This window comes from Acidovorax sp. GW835-FHT14B10 (assembly GCF_058793725.1).
In genome coordinates, this window is record NZ_JBXAGC010000010.1 from 52166 (window position 1) to 72372 (window position 20207).

General features: G+C 64.7%; 22 protein-coding genes. 1 reads left to right on the forward strand and 21 read right to left on the reverse strand.

From position 1 onward, the window contains the following. Positions 1-2 precede the first annotated feature (2 nt). The 21 genes from AC1Q5S_RS09650 to AC1Q5S_RS09750 form a co-directional block, all read right to left on the reverse strand. On the reverse strand, positions 3-1460 hold the full coding sequence (locus AC1Q5S_RS09650; protein ID WP_492238724.1) for a sigma-54-dependent transcriptional regulator: 1458 nt from the start codon (positions 1458-1460) through the stop codon (positions 3-5). After that, positions 1457-3205, reverse strand: coding sequence for a hydrogenase maturation protein (locus AC1Q5S_RS09655; RefSeq protein WP_492238725.1), 1749 nt, complete (start codon positions 3203-3205; stop codon positions 1457-1459). The genes AC1Q5S_RS09650 and AC1Q5S_RS09655 overlap by 4 nt, the downstream gene beginning before the upstream one ends. A gap of 12 nt (positions 3206-3217) precedes the next feature. Further along, positions 3218-3532 (reverse strand): hypothetical protein, encoded by a 315-nt coding sequence (locus AC1Q5S_RS09660; RefSeq protein ID WP_492238726.1) that lies wholly within the window; start codon positions 3530-3532, stop codon positions 3218-3220. A gap of 35 nt (positions 3533-3567) precedes the next feature. After that, entirely contained in the window at positions 3568-4623 is a 1056-nt protein-coding gene (hypE, locus tag AC1Q5S_RS09665; RefSeq protein WP_492238727.1) for a hydrogenase expression/formation protein HypE, read from the reverse strand. Between the two features lie 82 nt (positions 4624-4705). After that, a complete protein-coding gene (gene hypD / locus AC1Q5S_RS09670) occupies positions 4706-5848 on the reverse strand; it encodes a hydrogenase formation protein HypD (protein ID WP_492238728.1) in 1143 nt (380 codons plus the stop codon). Next, entirely contained in the window at positions 5845-6090 is a 246-nt protein-coding gene (locus AC1Q5S_RS09675; RefSeq protein WP_492238729.1) for a HypC/HybG/HupF family hydrogenase formation chaperone, read from the reverse strand. The genes hypD and AC1Q5S_RS09675 overlap by 4 nt, the downstream gene beginning before the upstream one ends. Then, complete coding sequence (locus AC1Q5S_RS09680) at positions 6081-7262, reverse strand: Kae1-like domain-containing protein (protein WP_492238730.1); 1182 nt, start codon at positions 7260-7262, stop codon at positions 6081-6083. Before AC1Q5S_RS09680 ends, AC1Q5S_RS09675 begins: the two co-directional genes overlap by 10 nt. A 16-nt stretch (positions 7263-7278) precedes the next feature. Beyond that, on the reverse strand, positions 7279-8337 hold the full coding sequence (hypB, locus tag AC1Q5S_RS09685) for a hydrogenase nickel incorporation protein HypB (RefSeq protein WP_492238731.1): 1059 nt from the start codon (positions 8335-8337) through the stop codon (positions 7279-7281). A 13-nt stretch (positions 8338-8350) separates the two neighbouring features. Further along, the gene (gene hypA / locus AC1Q5S_RS09690) at positions 8351-8698 is read right to left on the reverse strand and encodes a hydrogenase maturation nickel metallochaperone HypA (protein ID WP_492238732.1); all 348 of its coding nucleotides are present in this window, start codon (positions 8696-8698) and stop codon (positions 8351-8353) included. Continuing rightward, positions 8691-9893 (reverse strand): hypothetical protein, encoded by a 1203-nt coding sequence (locus AC1Q5S_RS09695; protein WP_492238733.1) that lies wholly within the window; start codon positions 9891-9893, stop codon positions 8691-8693. The genes hypA and AC1Q5S_RS09695 overlap by 8 nt, the downstream gene beginning before the upstream one ends. Further along, positions 9890-10549, reverse strand: a complete 660-nt coding sequence (hybE, locus tag AC1Q5S_RS09700; protein WP_492238734.1) for a [NiFe]-hydrogenase assembly chaperone HybE — start codon at positions 10547-10549, stop codon at positions 9890-9892. The genes AC1Q5S_RS09695 and hybE overlap by 4 nt, the downstream gene beginning before the upstream one ends. Positions 10550-10561: 12 nt before the next feature. After that, on the reverse strand, positions 10562-10798 hold the full coding sequence (locus AC1Q5S_RS09705) for a rubredoxin (RefSeq protein WP_492238735.1): 237 nt from the start codon (positions 10796-10798) through the stop codon (positions 10562-10564). Then, positions 10795-11667, reverse strand: coding sequence for a hydrogenase expression/formation protein (locus AC1Q5S_RS09710; protein WP_492238736.1), 873 nt, complete (start codon positions 11665-11667; stop codon positions 10795-10797). The genes AC1Q5S_RS09705 and AC1Q5S_RS09710 overlap by 4 nt, the downstream gene beginning before the upstream one ends. A gap of 13 nt (positions 11668-11680) precedes the next feature. Next, a complete protein-coding gene (locus AC1Q5S_RS09715) occupies positions 11681-12184 on the reverse strand; it encodes a hydrogenase (RefSeq protein WP_492238737.1) in 504 nt (167 codons plus the stop codon). Next, positions 12181-12513 (reverse strand): HypC/HybG/HupF family hydrogenase formation chaperone, encoded by a 333-nt coding sequence (locus AC1Q5S_RS09720; RefSeq protein ID WP_492238738.1) that lies wholly within the window; start codon positions 12511-12513, stop codon positions 12181-12183. Before AC1Q5S_RS09720 ends, AC1Q5S_RS09715 begins: the two co-directional genes overlap by 4 nt. Positions 12514-12527: 14 nt before the next feature. After that, entirely contained in the window at positions 12528-13196 is a 669-nt protein-coding gene (locus tag AC1Q5S_RS09725) for a HyaD/HybD family hydrogenase maturation endopeptidase (protein ID WP_492238739.1), read from the reverse strand. 24 nt (positions 13197-13220) lie between these two features. Further along, positions 13221-13571, reverse strand: coding sequence for a HigA family addiction module antitoxin (locus AC1Q5S_RS09730; RefSeq protein ID WP_492238740.1), 351 nt, complete (start codon positions 13569-13571; stop codon positions 13221-13223). Between the two features lie 5 nt (positions 13572-13576). Then, positions 13577-14320, reverse strand: coding sequence for a Ni/Fe-hydrogenase, b-type cytochrome subunit (gene cybH / locus AC1Q5S_RS09735; protein ID WP_492238741.1), 744 nt, complete (start codon positions 14318-14320; stop codon positions 13577-13579). Between the two features lie 36 nt (positions 14321-14356). Further along, positions 14357-14947, reverse strand: coding sequence for a HupE/UreJ family protein (locus tag AC1Q5S_RS09740; protein ID WP_492238742.1), 591 nt, complete (start codon positions 14945-14947; stop codon positions 14357-14359). A 65-nt stretch (positions 14948-15012) separates the two neighbouring features. Then, the gene (locus AC1Q5S_RS09745; protein WP_492238743.1) at positions 15013-16869 is read right to left on the reverse strand and encodes a nickel-dependent hydrogenase large subunit; all 1857 of its coding nucleotides are present in this window, start codon (positions 16867-16869) and stop codon (positions 15013-15015) included. 29 nt (positions 16870-16898) lie between these two features. Continuing rightward, complete coding sequence (locus tag AC1Q5S_RS09750; protein ID WP_492238810.1) at positions 16899-17993, reverse strand: hydrogenase small subunit; 1095 nt, start codon at positions 17991-17993, stop codon at positions 16899-16901. Between the two features lie 796 nt (positions 17994-18789). Between AC1Q5S_RS09750 and AC1Q5S_RS09755 the strand changes: the two genes are divergently transcribed. Then, complete coding sequence (locus AC1Q5S_RS09755) at positions 18790-20127, forward strand: sensor histidine kinase (RefSeq protein ID WP_492238811.1); 1338 nt, start codon at positions 18790-18792, stop codon at positions 20125-20127. The last annotated feature ends 80 nt before the right edge of the window (positions 20128-20207 follow it).

Below are 20207 nucleotides of genomic sequence, written 5' to 3' on the forward strand. Positions count from 1 at the left end.
AATCAACCCTTCAGTCCGAACCGGGCCATTTTGCCGCGCAAACCCACGCGCGACAAACCCAGTTCCGCGGCAGCACGAGTCTTGTTCCAACGGTGGCGCAGCAGAGTTTCGCGCAGCACCATTGCCTCGATGGCGTCCAGCCGATCGGCCAGGGTGCCGCTGCTGGGTAACGCTGTGGTCTGCGCGGCCTGTGTCGCAATCGACAGCCCCGCCTGGCCACGCAAAACGCGCAGCGAGAACGCCTGCGCGCCCACCGTCTCGCCGCCGGTCAGTGCCACGGCGCGGGCAATCTCATTGCGCATTTCGCGGACGTTGCCGGGCCACGGGTAGCCCATGATACAGGTCATGGCTTCATCGGTCAGCGTGGCACCGGGGTGGCCGAGTTCGGCGCTGACTTCCGATATTAGGCGGCGCGCAATCGGTTCGATGTCGCCTGCGCGTTCACGCAATGGCGGTATGGTGAGTGATACGCCGGCAATGCGGTAATACAAGTCTTCACGAAACAGCCCGTCGTGCACCCGTTGCTCCAGGTCGCGATGGGTCGCCGCGATTACGCGTACATCCACCGGCACTGAACGTGCCGCGCCGACGGGGCGCATCTCACCTTCCTGCAGCACGCGCAGCAATCGCACCTGGAAGGCCGCCGAGGTTTCGCCGATCTCGTCCAAAAAAACCGTGCCGCCATTAGCGCGCTGAAACAGGCCGGGATGGTCTTCATAGGCCCCCGTGAACGCACCACGCTTGTGGCCAAACAGCTCCGACTCCAGCAGGGTGTCTGGGATGGCGGCGCAGTTTTCCACCACAAATGCCGCACCTGCGCGCGGGCTCGCGTAGTGCACCGCACGCGCCAGCAGCTCCTTGCCAGTCCCCGACTCCCCGAGTATCAGCACGCTCAGGTCATAACGGGCCACGCGCGCGGCCACCTCGCACACTGCGTCCAGCGGACTGCCGACGGCGCGTTCGATGCGGTCGAAATCAAAGAGATTGCGGGCGCGCTCCAGTCTGCTGGCCGCGCGCTGGCGCAGCACCGGAGCGCTGGTACGCAGTTCCAGGTGCAGCCAGTTGGTGCTGCGCTGCAGGGTTTGCACCTCGACAGCGTTGCGCACCGTGCCCAGCAGATGGTCAGGAACCCAAGGCTTGAGAATGTACTGGTAGATGCCGGCGTCGTTGATGCCAGCGATGATGTCTTGGGAGTCGGTGTAGCCCGAAATCACGATCCGCACGGTATCGGGCCAGCGCTCCCGCACCTCCTTGAGGAAGGCGACGCCTGTGAGCCCGGGCATGCGCTGGTCGCACAGGATCACGCTCACTTCGTGACGCTCCATCTGTTCGCGCGCTTCCTCGGCGTGGCTGGCCGTGAGCACGGTGAAGTCCTCCTCCAGCGTCCGGCGGATCGCATCCTGCGAACGCACCTCGTCGTCCACGATCAGGATGGTGGGCAGGCTGTCGGCCGGGTTCATGGTCGGTGCAGGGCCAAGTGCCGCGGCGTCCACGCATGGGGCAGCTTGTGCACGAAGTGGTAGCGGGCCACGTGGTAGCTGGGGTCAAAACCGTAAAAATTGCGATGCATCCGCGACATCTCTTCCCTGCGATATGCTGCCAGCGGCAGAACAGCCTCGTCAGTTGCGCGGTTTTGTTGCTTCTGAGCCATCCGTTTCGAAAATAAATCGTCGGCGGCGGCCAAGGCCAGCGCATTGTCGATAACCCCAAGCTCGAAAGCCGCAGGCTGGCCGTCAAGGCAGCGGTCGATAAGGCCGATGCCCTTGGCAGCGGCCGCTGACACCGGCAGGCGCCGCTGCACGAGTTCACGCGCGCGCTCGGGCCCCAGGCGCCGGGGCAACAGATAGGTCCAGTACTCCGAGCCGTAGAGATTGCCCATGTTTTTATAGTGGGGATTCAAGATCACCCCACGATGCGCCCACACTTCGTCGGCAGCCAGCGCCAAAAACGCCCCCCCTGCCCCGGCGTTGCCACGCAGCACTGACACTGTGATACGGTCGGTCAGGGTAATGATCTCGAGCGCCACGTCGTTCATCGCGTTGATGTTCCGCCACGACTCGTCAGCCGCACTGTCGCCCGGTCGGTGCGCAGCGGCTTCGATGCAATTCAGGTGGATGCCGTTGCTGAAGAAATCGCGACCGCCCATCAAGAGCAGCACGCGCGTGTCGCGCCGCCGCACCTCGCGCAGCGCCGCCAGCAGACGTTCGCACTGGCCCGTGGACATGGCGCCGTTGTAGAAGTCGAACGACAGGCAGCCCACGCGGGCGCCGACCGGCCCGAGTTCGCGGTAACGGAGCTCGCCCCACTCGTCATCCGCGCGCTCGAGCGGCACGTCCAGCAGGGGCAGGACTGCAGACTGCTGCGCGAAGGCGAGCGTTGCCGGCATCTTGAACGCCGGTCCGTCGCCGCAGGCGAGCGGATTGCGGGCCTGCCCGATCCACACACCGCCGTCGATGGTCCGGCGCAGCAGCGCGCCGTCGCGGCGGGCCAGCACCGTGCCCGGTGGCGCGGCCGGCAGGGCCCCGAGCGCAGCCGGCGTCGCGACATGGCCATCGAACAGATGGCAATCCAGGCCGAACAGCTCGTCACGAACGCCGGGCTGACCATCGGCGCTGCGCAGCTTGGCGAGAACCTGGGCCGTGCTGTCCTGAGCCCAGTCGATGCGTCGCGCCGCCTGTGGCACCACGGGGCGCCAGCCGGATGCGTCGGGGAGGGCAACCGCCGACACCGGCTCGCTGCGGGCGTCGCCCCCCTCGGCGAACTTGTCGACGGCGAGCAGGCAAGCCGTGACGGCCGCCTCGGTGACTTCGGCGCGGTACAGGCTGCCCTTGCTGGCCGCGCGCAACGCGAAGGCCGCATGCGCCCAGACGGGCCCGGCGTCGAACTCGTCGTTGGCCTGCAACACTGTCACGCCCCAGAGTTGCCGCGACTCGAGCACGGCCCAGTCCAGTGCGGACGGCCCGCGATCGCCTGGCGGGCCAGGATGGACGATGAGGCAGACCCGCGCGCGCCACACCGAGGCCGGGATGCGGCGCTTCAGGAACGGCGCGATTACCAGGTCGGGCTGGAACAGCGCGACCGCCTCCTCGGTCACGGAGTCGGCCACGTCGAGTTCGATCGAGACGCCGTGGCCTCGCCCATCGAGCTCCACGAACAGGCGCTGCGTGAGGCTGTTGAAGCTGTGGCAGAGCAGGAGGATGCGCATGGGGGGACGATCTCAGGGGTGCAGGCCGGCCAGCAGCTTGATGGCCTGCTTGCGTCCGAGGTAGGCGGACAACTTGGTTTCGAGCACATTCAGCGCCGCGTCATAAGTGTCGAGCGTTTTCGCCCGGAAAAGCGGGTCGGCGACGACGGCGGCATCCGGACTGTTGTGCGTCGCCAGCCGCGCCGGCGCCTCGCGGCGTGACGAGTTCCAGCTGCCCCGGGGCCGCCAGGCGTTTAGTAAACGGCCCTGCATCCGGGGTCCGATCCTGTCGCGCAGTAGGGCGACGCTGTCAACGCCCATGTCGCTCTCGCCGAAGACACGGTCCAAAGGATTCTCCATCAGAACCTCTCACCACGGAGGTTTCAACAAATGCGCGGCAACTGCTCTCCACTGAGCCAGTCGACGACGCGGCGTCCACCGAAGCGGGTGTCCATTTGCACGAAACGGTGCGGGTCTTCGGTCACGCAGCCGATGCGCACCGCCCGTGCGCCCAGCGGGTGCGCCTGCATCGCGGCCAGCACGGCGTCGGCGGCCTCGGGCGAGCACACTGCGACCAGCTTGCCTTCGTTGGCGATGTACAGCGGGTCTAGCCCCAGCAGCTCGCAGGCGGCGTCGACCTGGGGCAGCACGGGAATGGCATCCTCCTGCAGCAGCATTCCGACGCCGGACTGGCGGGCAATCTCGTTGAGCGTGGTGGCCAAGCCGCCGCGGGTCGGATCGCGCAGCACGCGCACGCCCCCTGGCGAGGCCTGCAGCATCGCCGCCACCAGCGTGTGCAGCGCGGCGGTGTCGGACTGGATCGTGGTTTCGAACTCCAGCGACTCGCGCTGCGACAGCACCGCCACGCCGTGCTCGCCGATCGTGCCGGACAGCAACAGTACGTCGCCGGGCCGCGCGTTCACCCCCGAGATGTCGACCCCGGCCGCCACGACGCCGATGCCGGTGGTGCTGATAAACACGCCGTCGCCCTTGCCCTGCTCGACCACCTTGGTGTCGCCGGTGACGACCGGCACGCCGGCCTCGCGCGCCGCGGCCGCCATCGACTCGACAATGCGTTTGAGCTCACTCAGCGGAAAGCCCTCTTCGATGATGAAGCTCGCCGCCAGGTAGAGCGGCCGCGCGCCGGACATGGCCACGTCGTTGATCGTGCCGTGCACGCTGAGACAGCCCACGTCGCCGCCCGGGAAGAACAGTGGCGACACCACGTGGCCGTCGGTCGCCATGACCAAGCGTTCGCCTGCAGGCATGGCGAAGGCCGCGCCGTCGTTGCCCTCGCGCAGGTAGTCGTTGTCGAAGGCCGCGAGGAAGAGCTCCTCGATCAGCTGCGCGGCCGCGCGCCCGCCGGCGCCATGCCCCATGTCGATGCGACCGTTCCTGATGTCGAGCGGCCGGATATAGTCTTTTTTCACTGCGCTCATGTCAGTTCCTTGCCCGGCGAATACGCCGTCCGACTCGGGGCGTCGCGGCGCTCGGCCCACCGGGGATAAGTCGAATCTGCTTTCATGCCGCCGCCATGATCGCGATGTCCTTGAACCGTCCGTAGGAGTAGTGCGCCGCGCAGGCGCCCTCGCTCGATACCATGCACGAGCCCACCGGGTTCTCGGGCGTGCACACCGTGCCGAAGATCTTGCAGTCGGTGGGCTTCTTCACGCCGCGCAGGATGGCGCCGCACTCGCAGGCCTTGTTGTCGGCCACGGGCTGGTAGCCGAGCTTGAAGCGCTGTTCGGCGTCGAACTGTGCAAAGGCAGGCCGGATCTTCAGGGCGCTGTACGGCACCTCGCCTAAGCCGCGCCACTCGAAGCTCGGCCGCAGTTCGAATACGTCGGACACCAGCGCTTGCGCGCTCAGGTTGCCGTCGCGATTGACGGCGCGGCTGAACTCGTTCTCCACTTCGGCGCGCCCTTCGTTGACCTGGCGCACCAGCATCAGCACCGCCTGCATCACGTCGAGCGGCTCGAAGCCGGCGATGACGACCGGCTTGCGGTATTCCTGCGCGAAGTGTTCGTAGGGGCCGGAACCGATCACGATGCTCACGTGCGCCGGCCCGACGAAGCCGTCGATCGGCACCGTGCCGAACTGCCGCACCTCCGGTGACTCGAGGATGTGCGTAATCGCCGAGGGCGTGAGCACGTGGCAGCAGAGCACGCTGAAGTTTGCGAGGCCTTCTCGGTGGGCATCGCGGATCGCCAGCGCCGTCGGCGGCGTGGTGGTCTCGAAGCCGATCGCGAAGAACACCACCTCGCGCTGCGGATTCTGGCGGGCGATCTGCAGCGCATCGGCCGCCGAGTACACCATGCGGATGTCGCCGCCGCGCGCCTTGGCGCGCACCAGCGACAGGCTGTCGGAGGCCGGCACGCGCATCGTGTCGCCGTAGGTGCAGACGATGGCGCCGTGCTCCAGCGCCAGCTGGATGGCGAGGTCGATGCGGCCGATCGGCAGCACGCAGACCGGACAGCCCGGCCCGTGGATCATACGCACATTGGCCGGCAGCAGTTCGCTTACGCCGTAGCGCGAAATCGCGTGGGTGTGGCCGCCGCAGAACTCCATGAAACTGTATTGCTTATCGGATCGCGCCTCGACCGACAGACGGTCGGCAATCTTGCGGGCGACGGCGCCATCCCGAAATTCATCGATGTACTTCATGGCGTGAGCTCTCTGCGGGGTTCGCTGTAACGGGCCATTTCGCCGAACAGGGCCAGCGTGCGCTCCGCTTCCTCAGGGTCGATCTGGCCGATGGCGTGGCCGACGTGAACGATCACGTAGTCGCCCACCGCGACACCGGGAACGAGCGCAATGGAGATTTCCTTGCGGATGCCTCCGAGATTGACGACCGCCTGATCGTCGGATCGAATTTCGACCAGCTTGGCGGGAATGGCTAGGCACATGGCAGGCTTTCGGTTGTGAGGTGGGTCTGGTTCTTCTGGCTTTCGTGATGCGGCAGCGGGATGCCCGCGCGAACCTGGTGGCCCGCCGCCCAGGCTTGGCCTAGAGCCAGACCCGCGTCTCCGCACGAATGGGCTTGGGGCAGCAGAACCCGCAGACCGTGGTGTTGCAGGCGCCGCGTAACGCGCCGCGTGAGCACCGCGTTATAGAAGCACCCACCGCCCAAGCACGCGATACGGGTTTCGGCCTGTGCCGCGGCCAGCGCCGCCCAGTCGGCCAGCGCGTCGGCCAGCGCCACGTGATACCAGGCTGCGGCCGCAGGCACGCTGTCGGCGTGGTGTGGGCTGTCCAGCAACCTGGCCAGCAGGGGGCGAATATCGAGCACGTCCAGACGACTGGTATCGACTTCGTTGGTGTCGGTCGGTGCGTCGTTCTCCAGCAGCCACTGGTGGGCCAACCGCTCCAGCGCCATGGCGGCTTCTGCTTCGTGCTGCTGGCGCACACTCAGGCCCAGCGCTGCGGCGGCGGCATCGAACCAACGGCCCGCGCTGCTGGTGGCCGGGCAGTTCAGGCCGCTGGTCAGCATGCGCTCCACGAGGCGCGCGGCCGTGCCTCCCGCCACATCCGAAAAACGACCGCTGATTTCTTCCGTGCGGCCCAGTGCGTGCATCGCCGATGCCGCCATGCGCCACGGCTCGCGCGCTGCCACATCGCCCCCGGCCAGGGCCAAGGGCCACAGGTGCCCCACACGCTTCCACCCTTCGAGGCTGACCCAGAGCAACTCGCCGCCCCACGGCTTACCGTCGGTGCCCAGACCGACACCGTCCAGCGCGAGACCAACCACCGGTTCCTGCACATCATGCTCGGCCATGACCGCGGCGATATGTGCGTGGTGGTGCTGCACGCCGACGGCGGGCACTTGCAGTTCGTGGGCCAACGCGACAGCCAGGCGTGTGCTGTAAAAGTCGGGGTGCAGATCGTGCGCCACTGCCACCACGGGCTGGCGCGCCTGGCCCAGCAAGCGACGTGCAGAGTCCTCCAGCGCGCGGCAGGCGTCGGGGTTCCCCAAATCACCATGCAAGGCTGACCAGACGGGTGTGCCCGCATCCAGCAGGCACGCGGCGTTTTTCAGCCAGGCACCGCAGGCGAGCACAGTGGGATAGCCGGTGTTCATCACTTACTCTCGCCGGTCACTGCCGTGTGACCGCCTGACCGGCCTGCTGCGCCAGCGCCGCTTCCAGTTCGGCAATGCGCTGGCGCAATGCCGTTTCGGTGTCGCTTTGCGATGCATCACGACCGTGCTCCTGGTGGTGGCGGGCCGCGGTCTCTCGCTCGGCCACCGCATGCCCTAGCCAGTGCAGCCACGCGTCCATGCCTTCGCCGGTGGTTGCCGAGAGCTTCAGCACTTCGATGTCAGGATTGACGCGGCGGGCCGCCTCAATGCAGCGCTGCACATCGAAGCGCACATGCGGTAGCAGGTCGACCTTGTTGATCACCATCAGCTTGGCGGCGGCAAACATGTCGGGGTATTTGAGCGGCTTGTCCGCGCCTTCCGTCACCGACAAGATGGCCACCTTGGCCGCCTCGCCCAGATCCCACACGGCCGGGCACACCAGGTTGCCGACGTTCTCAATGAACAACAGGCTGTGTGCCTGGACCTGCCCCTGATGGTGGTGATCATGCAGTTGGGCGAAGGCTTCTGCCACCATGGGTGCATCAAGGTGGCAGCCCTTTCCGGTGTTGACCTGGATGGCTGGCGCCCCGGTTTCACGAATACGGTCGGCGTCAAAGCTGGTTTGCTGGTCACCCTCGATGACGGACACGTGCAACGCTGGCTCACGCAACTTCAGCGCGTGGATGGTGGCGCACAGCAGCGTGGTCTTGCCCGAGCCGGGACTCGACACCAGGTTCAGCGCAGTGACGCCGTGCGACTCGAAATGCCGGCGGTTTTGCTGGGCAATGCGATTGTTCTCGCCGAGGATATCGCTCTCCAGCCTGATCGCACGGGCCTGACTCATCCCCGGCACCGAAACACGTGCAGCGCCCGATCCGAAATGCAGGTCACCGCTGCGCGGATCGACGTGCACATGCGCATGGTCGGGAACAGGCGCTTGTTCGTGCCCGTCGTGGTGATGGTCTCCATGGTCATGATCGTGCGAATGGTGGTGGCCATGCGCATGGTCCTGCGCGCCCGTGCCAGCGATCTCACCCGTTTTCCCAGTATCGGCGCAGCCGCAAACTACACACATGGTTCTGTCTCCTTCATTCGTCTTCCACCAGCATGTCCACGACACGCAATTCGGTGCCGCCGGTGGCCTGTAAATGGTAACTGCCACACAGCGGGCAGGCGTCGCCCCGCTGCGCGATGTGGACGGTCTGACTGCAGCCGAGGCACCAAGCCCGTGCCGCAGGTTCCTCAATGTCAAAACGTGCGTTCTCCAGGCAGGTGCCCGGCGCCAGGGCCTCCAGTGCGAAGCGCAGGGCCCGCACCTCCACACCGGCTAACCGCCCCGCCTCCAGCCGCAACGCCGTGACGCGGCGAAACCCTTCACGTTGCGCGGCGTCCTCCACCAGCTTGAGGATGCCGCCGGCCAGGCTGGCTTCATGCATGACGCATCTCCATGGTATCTCTCACTGTGACCGCTGGCATTCCGCTCCAGTCAAGTCCATGCTTCACACATGGATCGTACGCACTCATCAACACTTGCACCTGCCGCCGCAATTCAGGCGTTGCCCCGGCCGGCAGTCTCTCTAATGCGGAGGCGACCGCGCCCCGCGGATGAAAATTCCATTCCGTCGGGGCCAGGACGTGGCACTCGGCCACGCGCGCCACGTCTCCCGAGCCTTCCAGTTGCACACGATGCACCAGCAGCCCGCGCGCCATTTCCACCCAGGCCAGGGCTTCACCGCGGCCGAGCGCAATGCTGCCCTGGGCGAGCCACTGCGCCCCGCAACGAGCGGGTTCGTCGGCCAGCGCCAGCCTCACCAGTTCAGCCAGGCGCGCGCCCAGGCGCAACCAGGGGGTGTCAAAAACCTCCGGGTTGCTTTGGTGCAGGCGCGTCCATGGCCCGGTTTCGGCGCACTGATCCTGCCAGCAAGGCTGGCGGGTGAAGCCCGGTTGCTCACGCAGGCTGGAAGCCAGCAACATCAGGCCGGCTGCGCTGGCATGTACGCGCAGAGGGGACGCCGCTGGCGCCGGGACATCAGCGAACGGCCGGACATCGAGCAGCAGCGCGGGTAGCCAACCCGCTGTCTGCTCACTCCATGCCTGCAACCACGCGGCCGGGTCCAGCTCCCAGCTCGACAGCCATGACGCGGGAGACACACCCAGCACCTGTGTCTGCAACCATTGTTGCAAACAGGGCCAGGGTTGTGCTTCCGCCGATTCAGGCAGCGGCGCTCCCGTGAGGCGGCTGCCGAGCAGGGGGCATTGCTGCAGTGCCTGCCGAGCCTGCACGCCAAGCTGCGCGCGGGCTGATTCGCCTGTAAGTTGCAAGGGCCAGTCCAACCCGATGCGGCGCACATGCTCGTACAGCGTTTCACGCTGCAGACCTCTGGCCGCGTGTTGCCGGACGGGCTCTGGCTGCCCATTCGCCGCCGCCACAGCCATGCCTGCACAAAGACGGTGGGCATGGCCGCACAGGCTGTAGAGACTGCCCAGGGTGGCAGCCAGAGCCGCTGCGGGTTTGCCGCGCGTGAGCCGGTTCGCCCAATCGGCTCGGGTGCTGACCAGGTTCTGCGGGCGGGCGCGCCCGGGGCGCACGAGCAGGGTGCCGCCGAGCTGCTCGAGCATCGGCAGGCTCATGTCGCCGCCTCCGGTGCGGTACGGCGGCCCAACAGAAAGGCGCGGCGCGCCGGATGGGCGGGCCCGACGACTTGCTGCAGAGCCGGGCTTGTTGCCGCGACAGGTGGTGCGGGCAGTTGCGGCCGCAGCGCAGCGAGAACCGCGTCTGCGGTGGCTCGGGCTGCCGCATGGTCGGCGAACTCGAACATGGGCGAGAACAACGAGCAGGCTTCGTAGGAGCCAAAGGCGGCTTCGTGCCCACCGATGAAGTCGAAGCATTCGCCGCCCACACAACGAGGCCGGCTGCGCCCCACGCCGCCCAGATCGTCCATGCGCTGCAGCGGAAACCAAACCAGGTTCATGAACCAGGGGGTGATGAGCACGCCCATCGCGCCGGCCGTGCCCTCCCCGCCCATACCGTCCCTGGCGCCCATTTCGCTGGTGCTGCCACCTCGGGAAGGGCCCGCCGCTGCCTGCGTCTGGAACCCCACCGCTTCTACCTGCAAGGTTGGATGCAGTATCGGCACGCCCGCCATGCGAGTGTGCGCGATGGTTCGAAAGAGCGCCACAAGCGCATTCGTGCGGTCGGCCAACACGGCCGGTGGGGCCAACGTAATCGGCGGCGCCATGGGAACCGTTGGCGCCATCGTGTCCGCGAATGAGGCAGCTGTGTTCATGGTCGGTCAGCGTCAGGCCGTGTCCACCAGCACCATGAACTGCTCGGCATCACCATCACACTGCGGGCACCGCCAGTGCGCAGGCAAATCGCAGAACGACGTGCCGGGCGGCACCTGCCAGACCGGGTCGCCCAGCGCCGGGTCATAGATCCACCAGCAGATCTTGCATTCCAGTCGTGCGGCGGCCGGCAGACGGGCGCTGTTGCCGAGGTAGCTACCTTCAAAGCGGGGCGGGCTCGACGAGTTCATGATTGCTCTACCCACTCGAGCACTTCCCGCAGTCGATCGTGCGAATCGTCCAGGTCTTCCTGTGCGGCCTGCACCACCTCGGGCAGCTCGGTCACCTCCACCGTGTTGAGGATCACCACATCCTGCGAATTGTAGTAGACAACACGCCAGCAGTTGGGCGCGCAGGTATTGGTGATGCGGCAGTTGCCATAGCCGCGTGAGAGGATCAGCGCCCGCCCGGTGCCGAGATGGTGATCGAGGAAACCGATGTCTTCGGTCGACATGGGTAGCAGGGTCAGGTTCACAACATGCGCGGGCTGGCCGGGCCGCCACTGGCGCCACTGGTCTTCGATTTCGGCCAGCAACGCGGGCGCGTTCTGCACGCCGGGCGGTAGCGCGCCCTGCCAGCGCGGCACGGTGGGCCACACGTCTTCGAGCGCCGTCGCCTTCAGCACCTGCGGCACCGCACCGAGTTCGATGGTGTCGGACACGACCTGTCCGTTTACCGAGCTGACCACGCGCCAGACGCCGGCAAACACCGACTCCTGCACGCGCAGTTCATACTGCGCATCGCCTTCGCTTTGCACCAGCGCGCTCACCTCACCCTCGCCCAGCACTTGATTGACGAGTCGCAGGTCCGCAGGTGGCAAGCCACGCAGGTCGATGCTGCGGTTGGTGCCGCCGCGGCGCACCTCGTCGAGCACCACCAGAGCCTCGCGCAACGCTCGGTGGGCTTGTTGGCACAAGGCCACCTCCTCGGGCTCGGGAAGCACCGGCGGCCGGAAGGTTTCCATACCTTGCGGCATGGACATATATTCCAGCGTTTCCTCCTCTACCTGGCTGCCGGGGCCGATGCCGACGCTGATGACCGGAATGGGAAAGTCTTTCATGGTCACTTTCTTTTCAATGGCAAGACGTACCAGCTGCGGTAGCGCTGACGACCGGGATGCCGACGGTGGGCGCGCGCGAGGTGGGCATGGCGAGGGCTTGCGCCACCCGCTCCAGGTACACGTCCCAGTCCAGCATGCCGCTGATCGTTGTCACGTACTGCCCGTCGCGCAGGAACAGCAGCGTCGGCCAGCGCTGGGAGCCATAGCGCCGCGCAACAGCCTCTTCATGCATGCGTGGCACCACGGCAACGACGAAACGACCGGGAAAGCTGCGTTGCAACTCGGGCAGTATTACGGCCACATCCAGGCCTTCAGGGAAACGGACCGGGTCACCAGCGAACAGGACCACGCGATCACCGCCCTCGGCCGCCCAGGCGTCGATGGTGTTTTCGTCCACCCAGGTGGCACCATGAACGCTCACCAGGCGTTCGATCAGGGGGGACGTTTCAGGTGTGGCCTTCGGTGGCTGGACGGGCAGCTTCACCAAGGCGTCGATGGCTGCGGCTTCAGTGTTCATGGAAAAGTCTCCTGGGGTTGATGAACGGAGGCACCTGACAAGCACAGCAGTTGCTCGCGGCTCATGCTTGATGGCAAGGCAAAGGCGGCCTCGGCTTCGGCGACGTGCCCCTGCGCGGCAGCTTCGAGCAGATCGAGTGTGGCGTTGATTTCCTGGGCGCGCTCCAGGCTGATACGCTCCTGCGCGCTATCAATGAATACCAGCACCCATTCGCCGGGAGTCACCGCACCGACCAGCGCCGTGCGCACACGGCGCGACTCACCGCGGCCCTCGCACTGGGCATGGCCAGGGTCGATCGCGATGACCTTCATGGGAACACCGATGCACATGGTTTTTGGGTTCCTCAGGCTGGTGTAGAGGTGGGGAAGAAGCGCACATCGCCGACGCGGCAGGCCTCGTCTTTCGTCGGGCGCCGCCCCTCGTAGTGCGCCAGGCCCAGTTGCGAGAAGGTCACGGCCTCCTGCTCGCTCAGCGCCCGCCTGCGCGGCACGGGCTCGCCCCCCCAACGCCGCAAGGTATCCACACCGTGCGCGAGTGCATCCTCGAGCGACAGCTTGACACTCGGGCGGAGACTGCCGCCATAGTCTTCCAGTTCCTCGGGCTGACAACCGATCAGGAGCACCTCCTTCGGGTACTGCTCGGTCAGCAGCGCCAGCATCAGCACCTCCTGGAAGCCGGTCTGGTGCAGGCTCATCTTCTTCGCGCCCATGAAACGCGGCACGTCGTCGTTTTCCACCAGTTTCAGCGTGCCAGGCGCGAGCCCGTAGTCGATGGCGTCGAAAATCAGGAGACGGGACGCTGCCTGCACGTGCTGGATGAGGTGCAGCCCTTGGGTGCCCCCGTCAATCAATTGCACCTGCGGCGCAAACTCGTAGCGAGTTTGCAGTGCCTCAACGCAGCGCACGCCAAAACCTTCATCGGCCCATAGCACATTGCCAATGCCGAGAACACAAATCGTGCCGGGGCTGTCACCCTTGGGGTGACAAGCGGTTTCAGGCGAGATGGGGCGCATGGGATTGACGTTTCAATAACGGGGTTACTGGAAGCCGCGTGTGCGGCTGATGCCTGGACGCAGCAGCTTCCAGGCATGAAAGCTGTCCCAGGCAGACTGCAGGGCCAGCCAGAAGGCGGTGTCGGCGCCAAATACCAGCGCGCAGCGAATCGCGGTGTCAGGTGTCATGCCGCGCTGCTCTTGCACGATTTCGTGCAGGCGGCGGCGCGATACGCCCAGCAGGCGTGCCGCATCAGATTGCGACAGCCCGAGTGGGGCGAGATAGTTGCGGCTGAGAAAGCGCCCAGGATGCCACGGCGCACGGGCCGGCACGCCCGCGGGCACGATCACCGCACCGGCGGGCGTTGAGCGGCGCGAAATGTCCTGGGCGGCCATGATGTTCAGTCCTTGAACGTCCGGTGACCGGAGATCATGGTGCTCACCACACTGGAGCGGCCCATGATGTCCTCGCGGATGGCAGCGTACACATGGATGATGACAAAGACAATGAGCAACCACATGCCCAGGTGGTGCCATGTGTGCACATCCTGCGATTGACCGAACAGCGGGATCACCCAGCCGAACAGCCGGTCGGCCCAGGAGCCGGCCTGCGCACCTTCGGCGTAGAGCGCGAACCCGGTGACGCTCATGAAAACTGCAGTCAGCAGAAACATGGAAAACATCGCAAATCGTGCCACTGGGTTGTGCCCCACGTACTGGCCGGGCTGCTTGCTCACGAAGGCATACCACTTGAGCATGCCCCACACCTCAACCCAGTAGGCGCGCTGGAAAACCGGAACCCAGAATAGTTCGCGGGCATGGTGGTTGCCGACGATCGCCCAGTAGAGGCGTCCGAGCAGGCCAATGGCCAGCATGTAGCCCGCAGCGAAGTGGGCGAAGCGGATGTAGCCCATCACGAAGTGGTCGCTGGCCTCGCCTGGCATGGTGGGCAGCGGGGAGCCGATGAAATAGCCCGTCATCGCCAGCACGGTGATCGCCGCCGCATTGATCCAATGCCAGAGTCGCACCGGCGCCTCGTACACGTAGACCGATTTGATCGATGACGCCCGGGCGACCTCGCGTGCATCGGTGTCCGTGCTTCCAGCCGCCGACGCGTCGAAATCGTTGGCAGGTGTAATAGCCATGGTGCTTCTCCGTTCGAGGAATGGGAGGCGCGCGCCTCACAGGCGCGTGGCCAGCAGCATCAGGCCAGTGCTGCCCACCAGGGCGGCGGCGAGTTGCCCGACCCAGGCCGGCAGGCGCTGCAACGCAAAGCCAGCCGCGAGGCCGGCGCCATGCAGCAATGCCGAGCCGAGCATGAAGCCGGTGGCGTAGAGCGCAAACGAATCACCATGGGCCATCTCGCTACCATGCGCATAGCCGTGCGCAGCGGCGACCAGCGCCACCAGGGTCAAGCCCGGGGCGACCGGGATGCGGCGTCCGAGCAGCAGCATGGCACCCAGCAGCACCACACTCATGGCGGTAACGAGTTCGACCAAGGGCAGCACCGCACCGGCCAGCGCCACCAGCGCACCCGCCACCAGCATCGCGACAAACAACGCCGGTGCGGCAAGACGCCGACCGGGCGGCAAGACGGCAGCGGACCAGATGCCCACAGTCACCATCGCCATGAGGTGATCCCATCCCATGAAGGGGTGGGCCAGACCGGCACCGAACCCTTCGATACCGTGACCGGTGTGCGCCCGGGCGGCAGTGGCGGTGAGCGACAAGGCTGCGGCCGCCAGCGGCCATAGAACTTTCTTGTACGACATAGCGAATCTCCTTTGAACTTTGAATACAGGGAAGGTCGGGAACAACTTTTCTGACGGGGCGCTCTTCAACGCACCTTGACGCTCGTCAGTTCGTGCCCATCGGGACTCATTACATGGGTCGAACAGGCCAGACAGGGATCGAAGGAGTGCAGCGTGCGCAGGATCTCCACCGGCTGCTCGGGATTGACCATGGGCGTGTTCATCAAGCTCGCCTCGAACGCCCCGATCTGCCCCTTCGTGTCGCGCGGACTCCCATTCCAGGTGGTGGGCACGACGCATTGGTAGTTCTCAATGCGGCCGTTCTTGATGCGTATCCAGTGTCCCAGCGCACCACGCGGCGCCGCCACCGTGCCCACGCCTTTGGCCTCCGTGGGCCAGGTCGAAGGGTCCCATTTATCGACATTGGCGGTGGCCGTGTCGCCCGCCTTGATGTTGGCAACCATCTCCTTGAAGTCGTCATACATCATTTCGGCGCAGTACTGCGACTCCAGGGCCCGTGCCAGCGTACGGCCAATCGTCGTAGGCAGCAACTGCTTGACGCTGTAGTTCGTTTGGGGAATGCCAAGAGCCTTGGGTATCCCTGTGTTGATCATCATGGCCGACCGGTCCACCTGCTTCTTGACACGCTGGGAAAACTTGTTGCCCTTCGTGGCGTGCGCATAGCCCAGGATATAGCGCGACAGCGGCCCCACTTCCACAGAATGCCCGCGCCAGCGCGGCGACTTTATCCAGGAATACTTGGCACTCTCGTCAAGCTCCTGGATGTTGGTGCGTGTTCCCTTGGTCTTGTCGCCCAGCACGTAGTTGGGCTCGGTCACCCCGTCCCACGGGTGCAGACCCTTGGATTCATCCGCATACTTGTACCAGCTGTGCGGCACGAACTCCTGCACTTGCTCCGGGTCGCGCGGGTCGATCGGGTGAATCTTGTCCCAGTTGCCGTTCAGAATCACGCCGCCGGGCAGCTTCTGCGTGCTGCGGTCACCCATGATTTTTTCGTAGGTTCCGTAGTCCATCACGTTGGTGGCAGCCAGCCCCCCGCCGTAGAGCCATCCTGCCTGCTTGTAGAGGGTGCCAATGGCCAGCACGTCGGGCACATAGACGTTGTCGTTGAACTCGATCATTTCCTTGATGCGCGCTTCGACAAAGTTCAGGCGCTCCATGTTGACCGGCGCGCCGGCAGCCCCGTCCTTGTCCAGGTTGATCGCACAGGGCATGCCGCCCACCAGATAGTTCGGGTGGGGGTTCTTGCCGCCGAAGATGGTATGGACCTTGACCCATTCCTTCTGTAGGTCCAGCGCTTCAAGGTAGTGCGTCACCGCCATCAGGTTCGCCTCGGGCGGCAGCACGTAGGCCTTGCTGCCCCAGTACCCATTCATGAACGGCCCGAGCTGACCGGACTCGACAAATTTCTTCAGCCGGTTCTGGATGTCGCGAAAATAGCCGGGCGAAGACAGTGGGTGGCTCGGCGAGACCAGTTGCTGCAGTTCGGAAGTCTTCTTCGGATCGGCCTTGAGTGCCGACACCACATCCACCCAGTCGAGCGCGTGCAGATGGTAGAAGTGCACGGCGTGGTCGTGCACCTGCAGCGTCTTGGCCATGATCTCGCGGATCAGGTAGGCGTTCTTCGGAATCACGATACCGAGCGCATCTTCCACCGCGCGCACCGACGTCAGCGCGTGGCAGCCGGTGCAGACACCGCAGATGCGCTCCACGAACGCCCAGGCGTCACGCGGATCGCGCCCCTTGAGGATGACCTCCAGGCCACGCCACATGGTGCCGGTGGAGACCGCATTGCGGATAACGTTGTTGCTGTCGAGGTTGACCTCGCAGCGCATGTGCCCTTCGATGCGGGTGACCGGGTCGACCACCACGCGGCGGCCCGTGTTGTCCAGCTTGAAGCCTTGAGTTTCGTAAGCACCCATGGGTTATTCCTTTGTTTCTGTCCAATGCCTCAATGGTCAGCCTGGGCCGGCTCGCTCGTTGGAGCTTCGGTTTTCTGCGTCGCCCGCTTGATGGCGGAAACAGCAGCATGGGCTGCGGCAGCCGCACCCACCACAACGGCTGCAGCGCCGCCAACCGTGTCGGCGTTGGCTTCGACGCCGAACTGTTGAATGTTGGTCAGGCGGTCGTAGAAGGAACCCTTGTCCCAGAAGCCGTCTTCCGAGCATCCGATGCAGCCGTGACCGGCCTGAATCGGGAAGCTGGTTCCTTCGTTCCAGCGTGTCGTGGAGCAGGCGTTGTAGGTGGTTGGACCCTTGCAGCCGACCTTGTAGAGGCAGTAGCCCTTGCGCGCCGATTCGTCGTCGAAGGCTTCGACGAACTGGCCGGCGTCGAAGTGGGACCGGCGGTAGCACTTGTCGTGGATGCGCTGGCTGTAGAACATCTTCGGGCGGCCCTGACGATCCAGCTCCGGGATGCGGTCGAAGGTCAGCATGTAGGTGATCACGCCGGTCATCACCTCAGCAATGGGTGGGCAGCCGGGCACCTTGATGATGGGCTTGTCGAAGATCACTTTGTGCACCGGCGTGGCCTGCGTCGGGTTGGGTTTGGCGGCCTGCACGCAGCCCCACGATGCGCATGAGCCCCAGGAGATAATTGCCTTGGCATCCTTGGCAACATGCTTGAGCTGCTCGATGAAAGGCCTGCCACCGATGATGCAGCTCATGCCATCCTGGTTGAGGGGCGGGTTGCCTTCCACCGCCAGGATGTAGTTACCCTTGTACTTGACCATGATCTCTTCCAGGATCGCTTCGGCCTGGTGTCCTGCAGCAGCCATCAACGTGTCGTCATAATCGAGTGAGATCATCGACAGCACCACATCTTTGGCCAGCGGATGCGCTGAGCGTATGAAGGACTCCGAGCAGCAGGTGCACTCCAGGCCGTGCAGCCACAGCACCGGCGTGCGCGGCTTGGTTTCCATGGCATGTGCGATCTGTGGCACAAAGGCCGGACCCAACCCCAGCGAAGTGGCGGTCAATGAGCAGTATTTCAGAAAGCTGCGGCGGGAAATGCCTTGGCGGCGCATCACCTCGTAAAAGGTTTCCATCGTGAAATGTCTCCGGTTGCTTTTCATGTTCGGTAACCACTGCCGTGTCAATGCGTCTGTCGGCGGTGAAGACCTGCTCGTCGTGAGGCGGCAATATCTCTTCGCAATTCGCGGGCCAGCAGGAGGCATGCCGAGGGAAAACCCCAAATGAGTCTTTTAAGCCGTTGTTTTCATTGATGAAATTTCGATGAGAGCCGTGGCACCCGGAAAGTGCCGCGCGCGCAATGGAAACGTATCTTTCAGCCCGGACCGTTTGGTGGAAGCGTTTTATCCGTTTTCCCTCGTTGAGCCAGCACGATGAATACCTGAGTTTGATTCGCGACTGTCCGGCTAAGCTGAACTCTGACGGATCAGCGAGCGCAACTCGCTGATCCTGCGGGGTTTATCCTGGGCAAGGGGCAGGTGTTTATACGGAGGACAGGCGGGACTGGCCTCGAGCTTGCTTGAAGACCTTGTTTGCAGCGGCGTGAGTCGCGTGGCGATCCTGGCTTTGGGGGTTCGCGCTCATGCGGGTGGTGTTGTAGGCCAGCGTGCCCAGGCCTTGCAGCAGCATGCGCAGGCTACGCAGGGGCAGGCCTCATCTGCGCTTTGCCGACGCGGAATATGGCTACGCGTCGCAGCGCCCTAGCGCAAAGCTCCCTCGCGCAGTGGCGCTTGTGAGTGATCGCTAGTATCATTTGAATGAAAGGTAGAGCGTTCGCCTCTGTATTGAGAACTTGACTGAGATCCGAGCCTTTCTGCGAGGCCCCCATATTTCATGGTCCACCGACTGTCGCGCGAAGCTTCACCGATCCGGATGCCTGGCGTGAAAGGTCTGATGCCGCACGGTCCGATGGAGGGCGTGGACGAGTCGGCCTGGGTCGATGTCATTCAGAAGATGGACGAGGTGTACTCCCAGCTCATCGAGGACGAAATCGAGCTGGAGAAAAAAAACACCGAGCTGGACCAGTCGCAGCAGTTCATCTTCAGCGTGCTGTCCGCGATGTCGGACGTTCTGCTGGTGTGTAACGAACGTGGCGTTATCGAGGAAACCAACGCTGCCCTGTGCGATCTGGTAGGCCGCAGCGCCGCGGAATTGCGTGGCACCTCTTTCTATGATTTGCTGGCTGATGCGGAAAGTGCGGATCACGCCCGCGCGGTGCTAGCCAACGCCAACCCGCCACGCCGCGGGGAAGGTCTGGAATTGAAGCTTCTGGACACACAGCATCAGAGCGTGCCGGTGGATATGAACTGCACTCCTCGTGTGGCCGACACCGGTCGGCGCCAGGGGACGGTCTTTGTGGGCCGACCTACGGCGGAGCTGAAACGGGCGTACCATGAATTGCGCTCTGCGCACGAAGCGCTCAAGCGCACCCAACAGCAACTGCTGCACTCCGAAAAAATGGCGTCGCTTGGCCGCCTGGTCGCTGGCGTAGCGCACGAGTTGAACAACCCGATCAGCTTCGTGCTGGGCAACGTGCACGCCCTGAGCCGCTACAGTGACCGCCTGCGCCGTTACCTGGCTGCACTTCACGCCGGCGCCCCCTCCGAGCAATTGATGGAAATGCGCGGCAAACTGCGCATCGAACATATACTGGCCGACCTGCCGTCGCTCATTGAAGGCACGCTGGAAGGCGCACAGCGCACCGCCGACATCGTCAATGGCCTCAAGCGTTTTTCTGCCATGGATCCCGAAGCGCGTGTGCCGGTGGACCTCAATGAGGTGATTGAGCGCGCCATCCATTGGGTGCGCAAGGGCGTAGCCCCCAGCTTCGAAGCGAATTGGCAACCCGGCCCGCCGTGCATCGTTATGGGCAGTGCAGGGCAGCTGCAGCAGGTCCTGATGAATTTGCTGCAGAACGCGCTGGATGCATCGACCGGATCGGGGTCCGGACACCCTGTGCTGTGGATCGAAACCGAACAGAGTGACACCAGGGTGCTCCTTCGTCTGCGCGACAATGGCCCGGGCATCCTCCCGGAACACCTGTTACACATTTTCGACCCGTTCTTCACCACCAAGCCGGTGGGCAAAGGCACCGGCCTGGGGCTGTCCATCAGCTATGGCATTGTGGAGCAGCACGGCGGCAACTTGAGCGCCCGCAACCACCCCGAGGGTGGCGCGGAGTTTTCCATGGAGCTGCCGCTGGCGCGGTGACTGCGCGCCGGGTACGCTCACTTGTGCATTTCAGCCCATCGCGGACGCCCGTTTCAACCGTTCATGGACGGCGATTCATT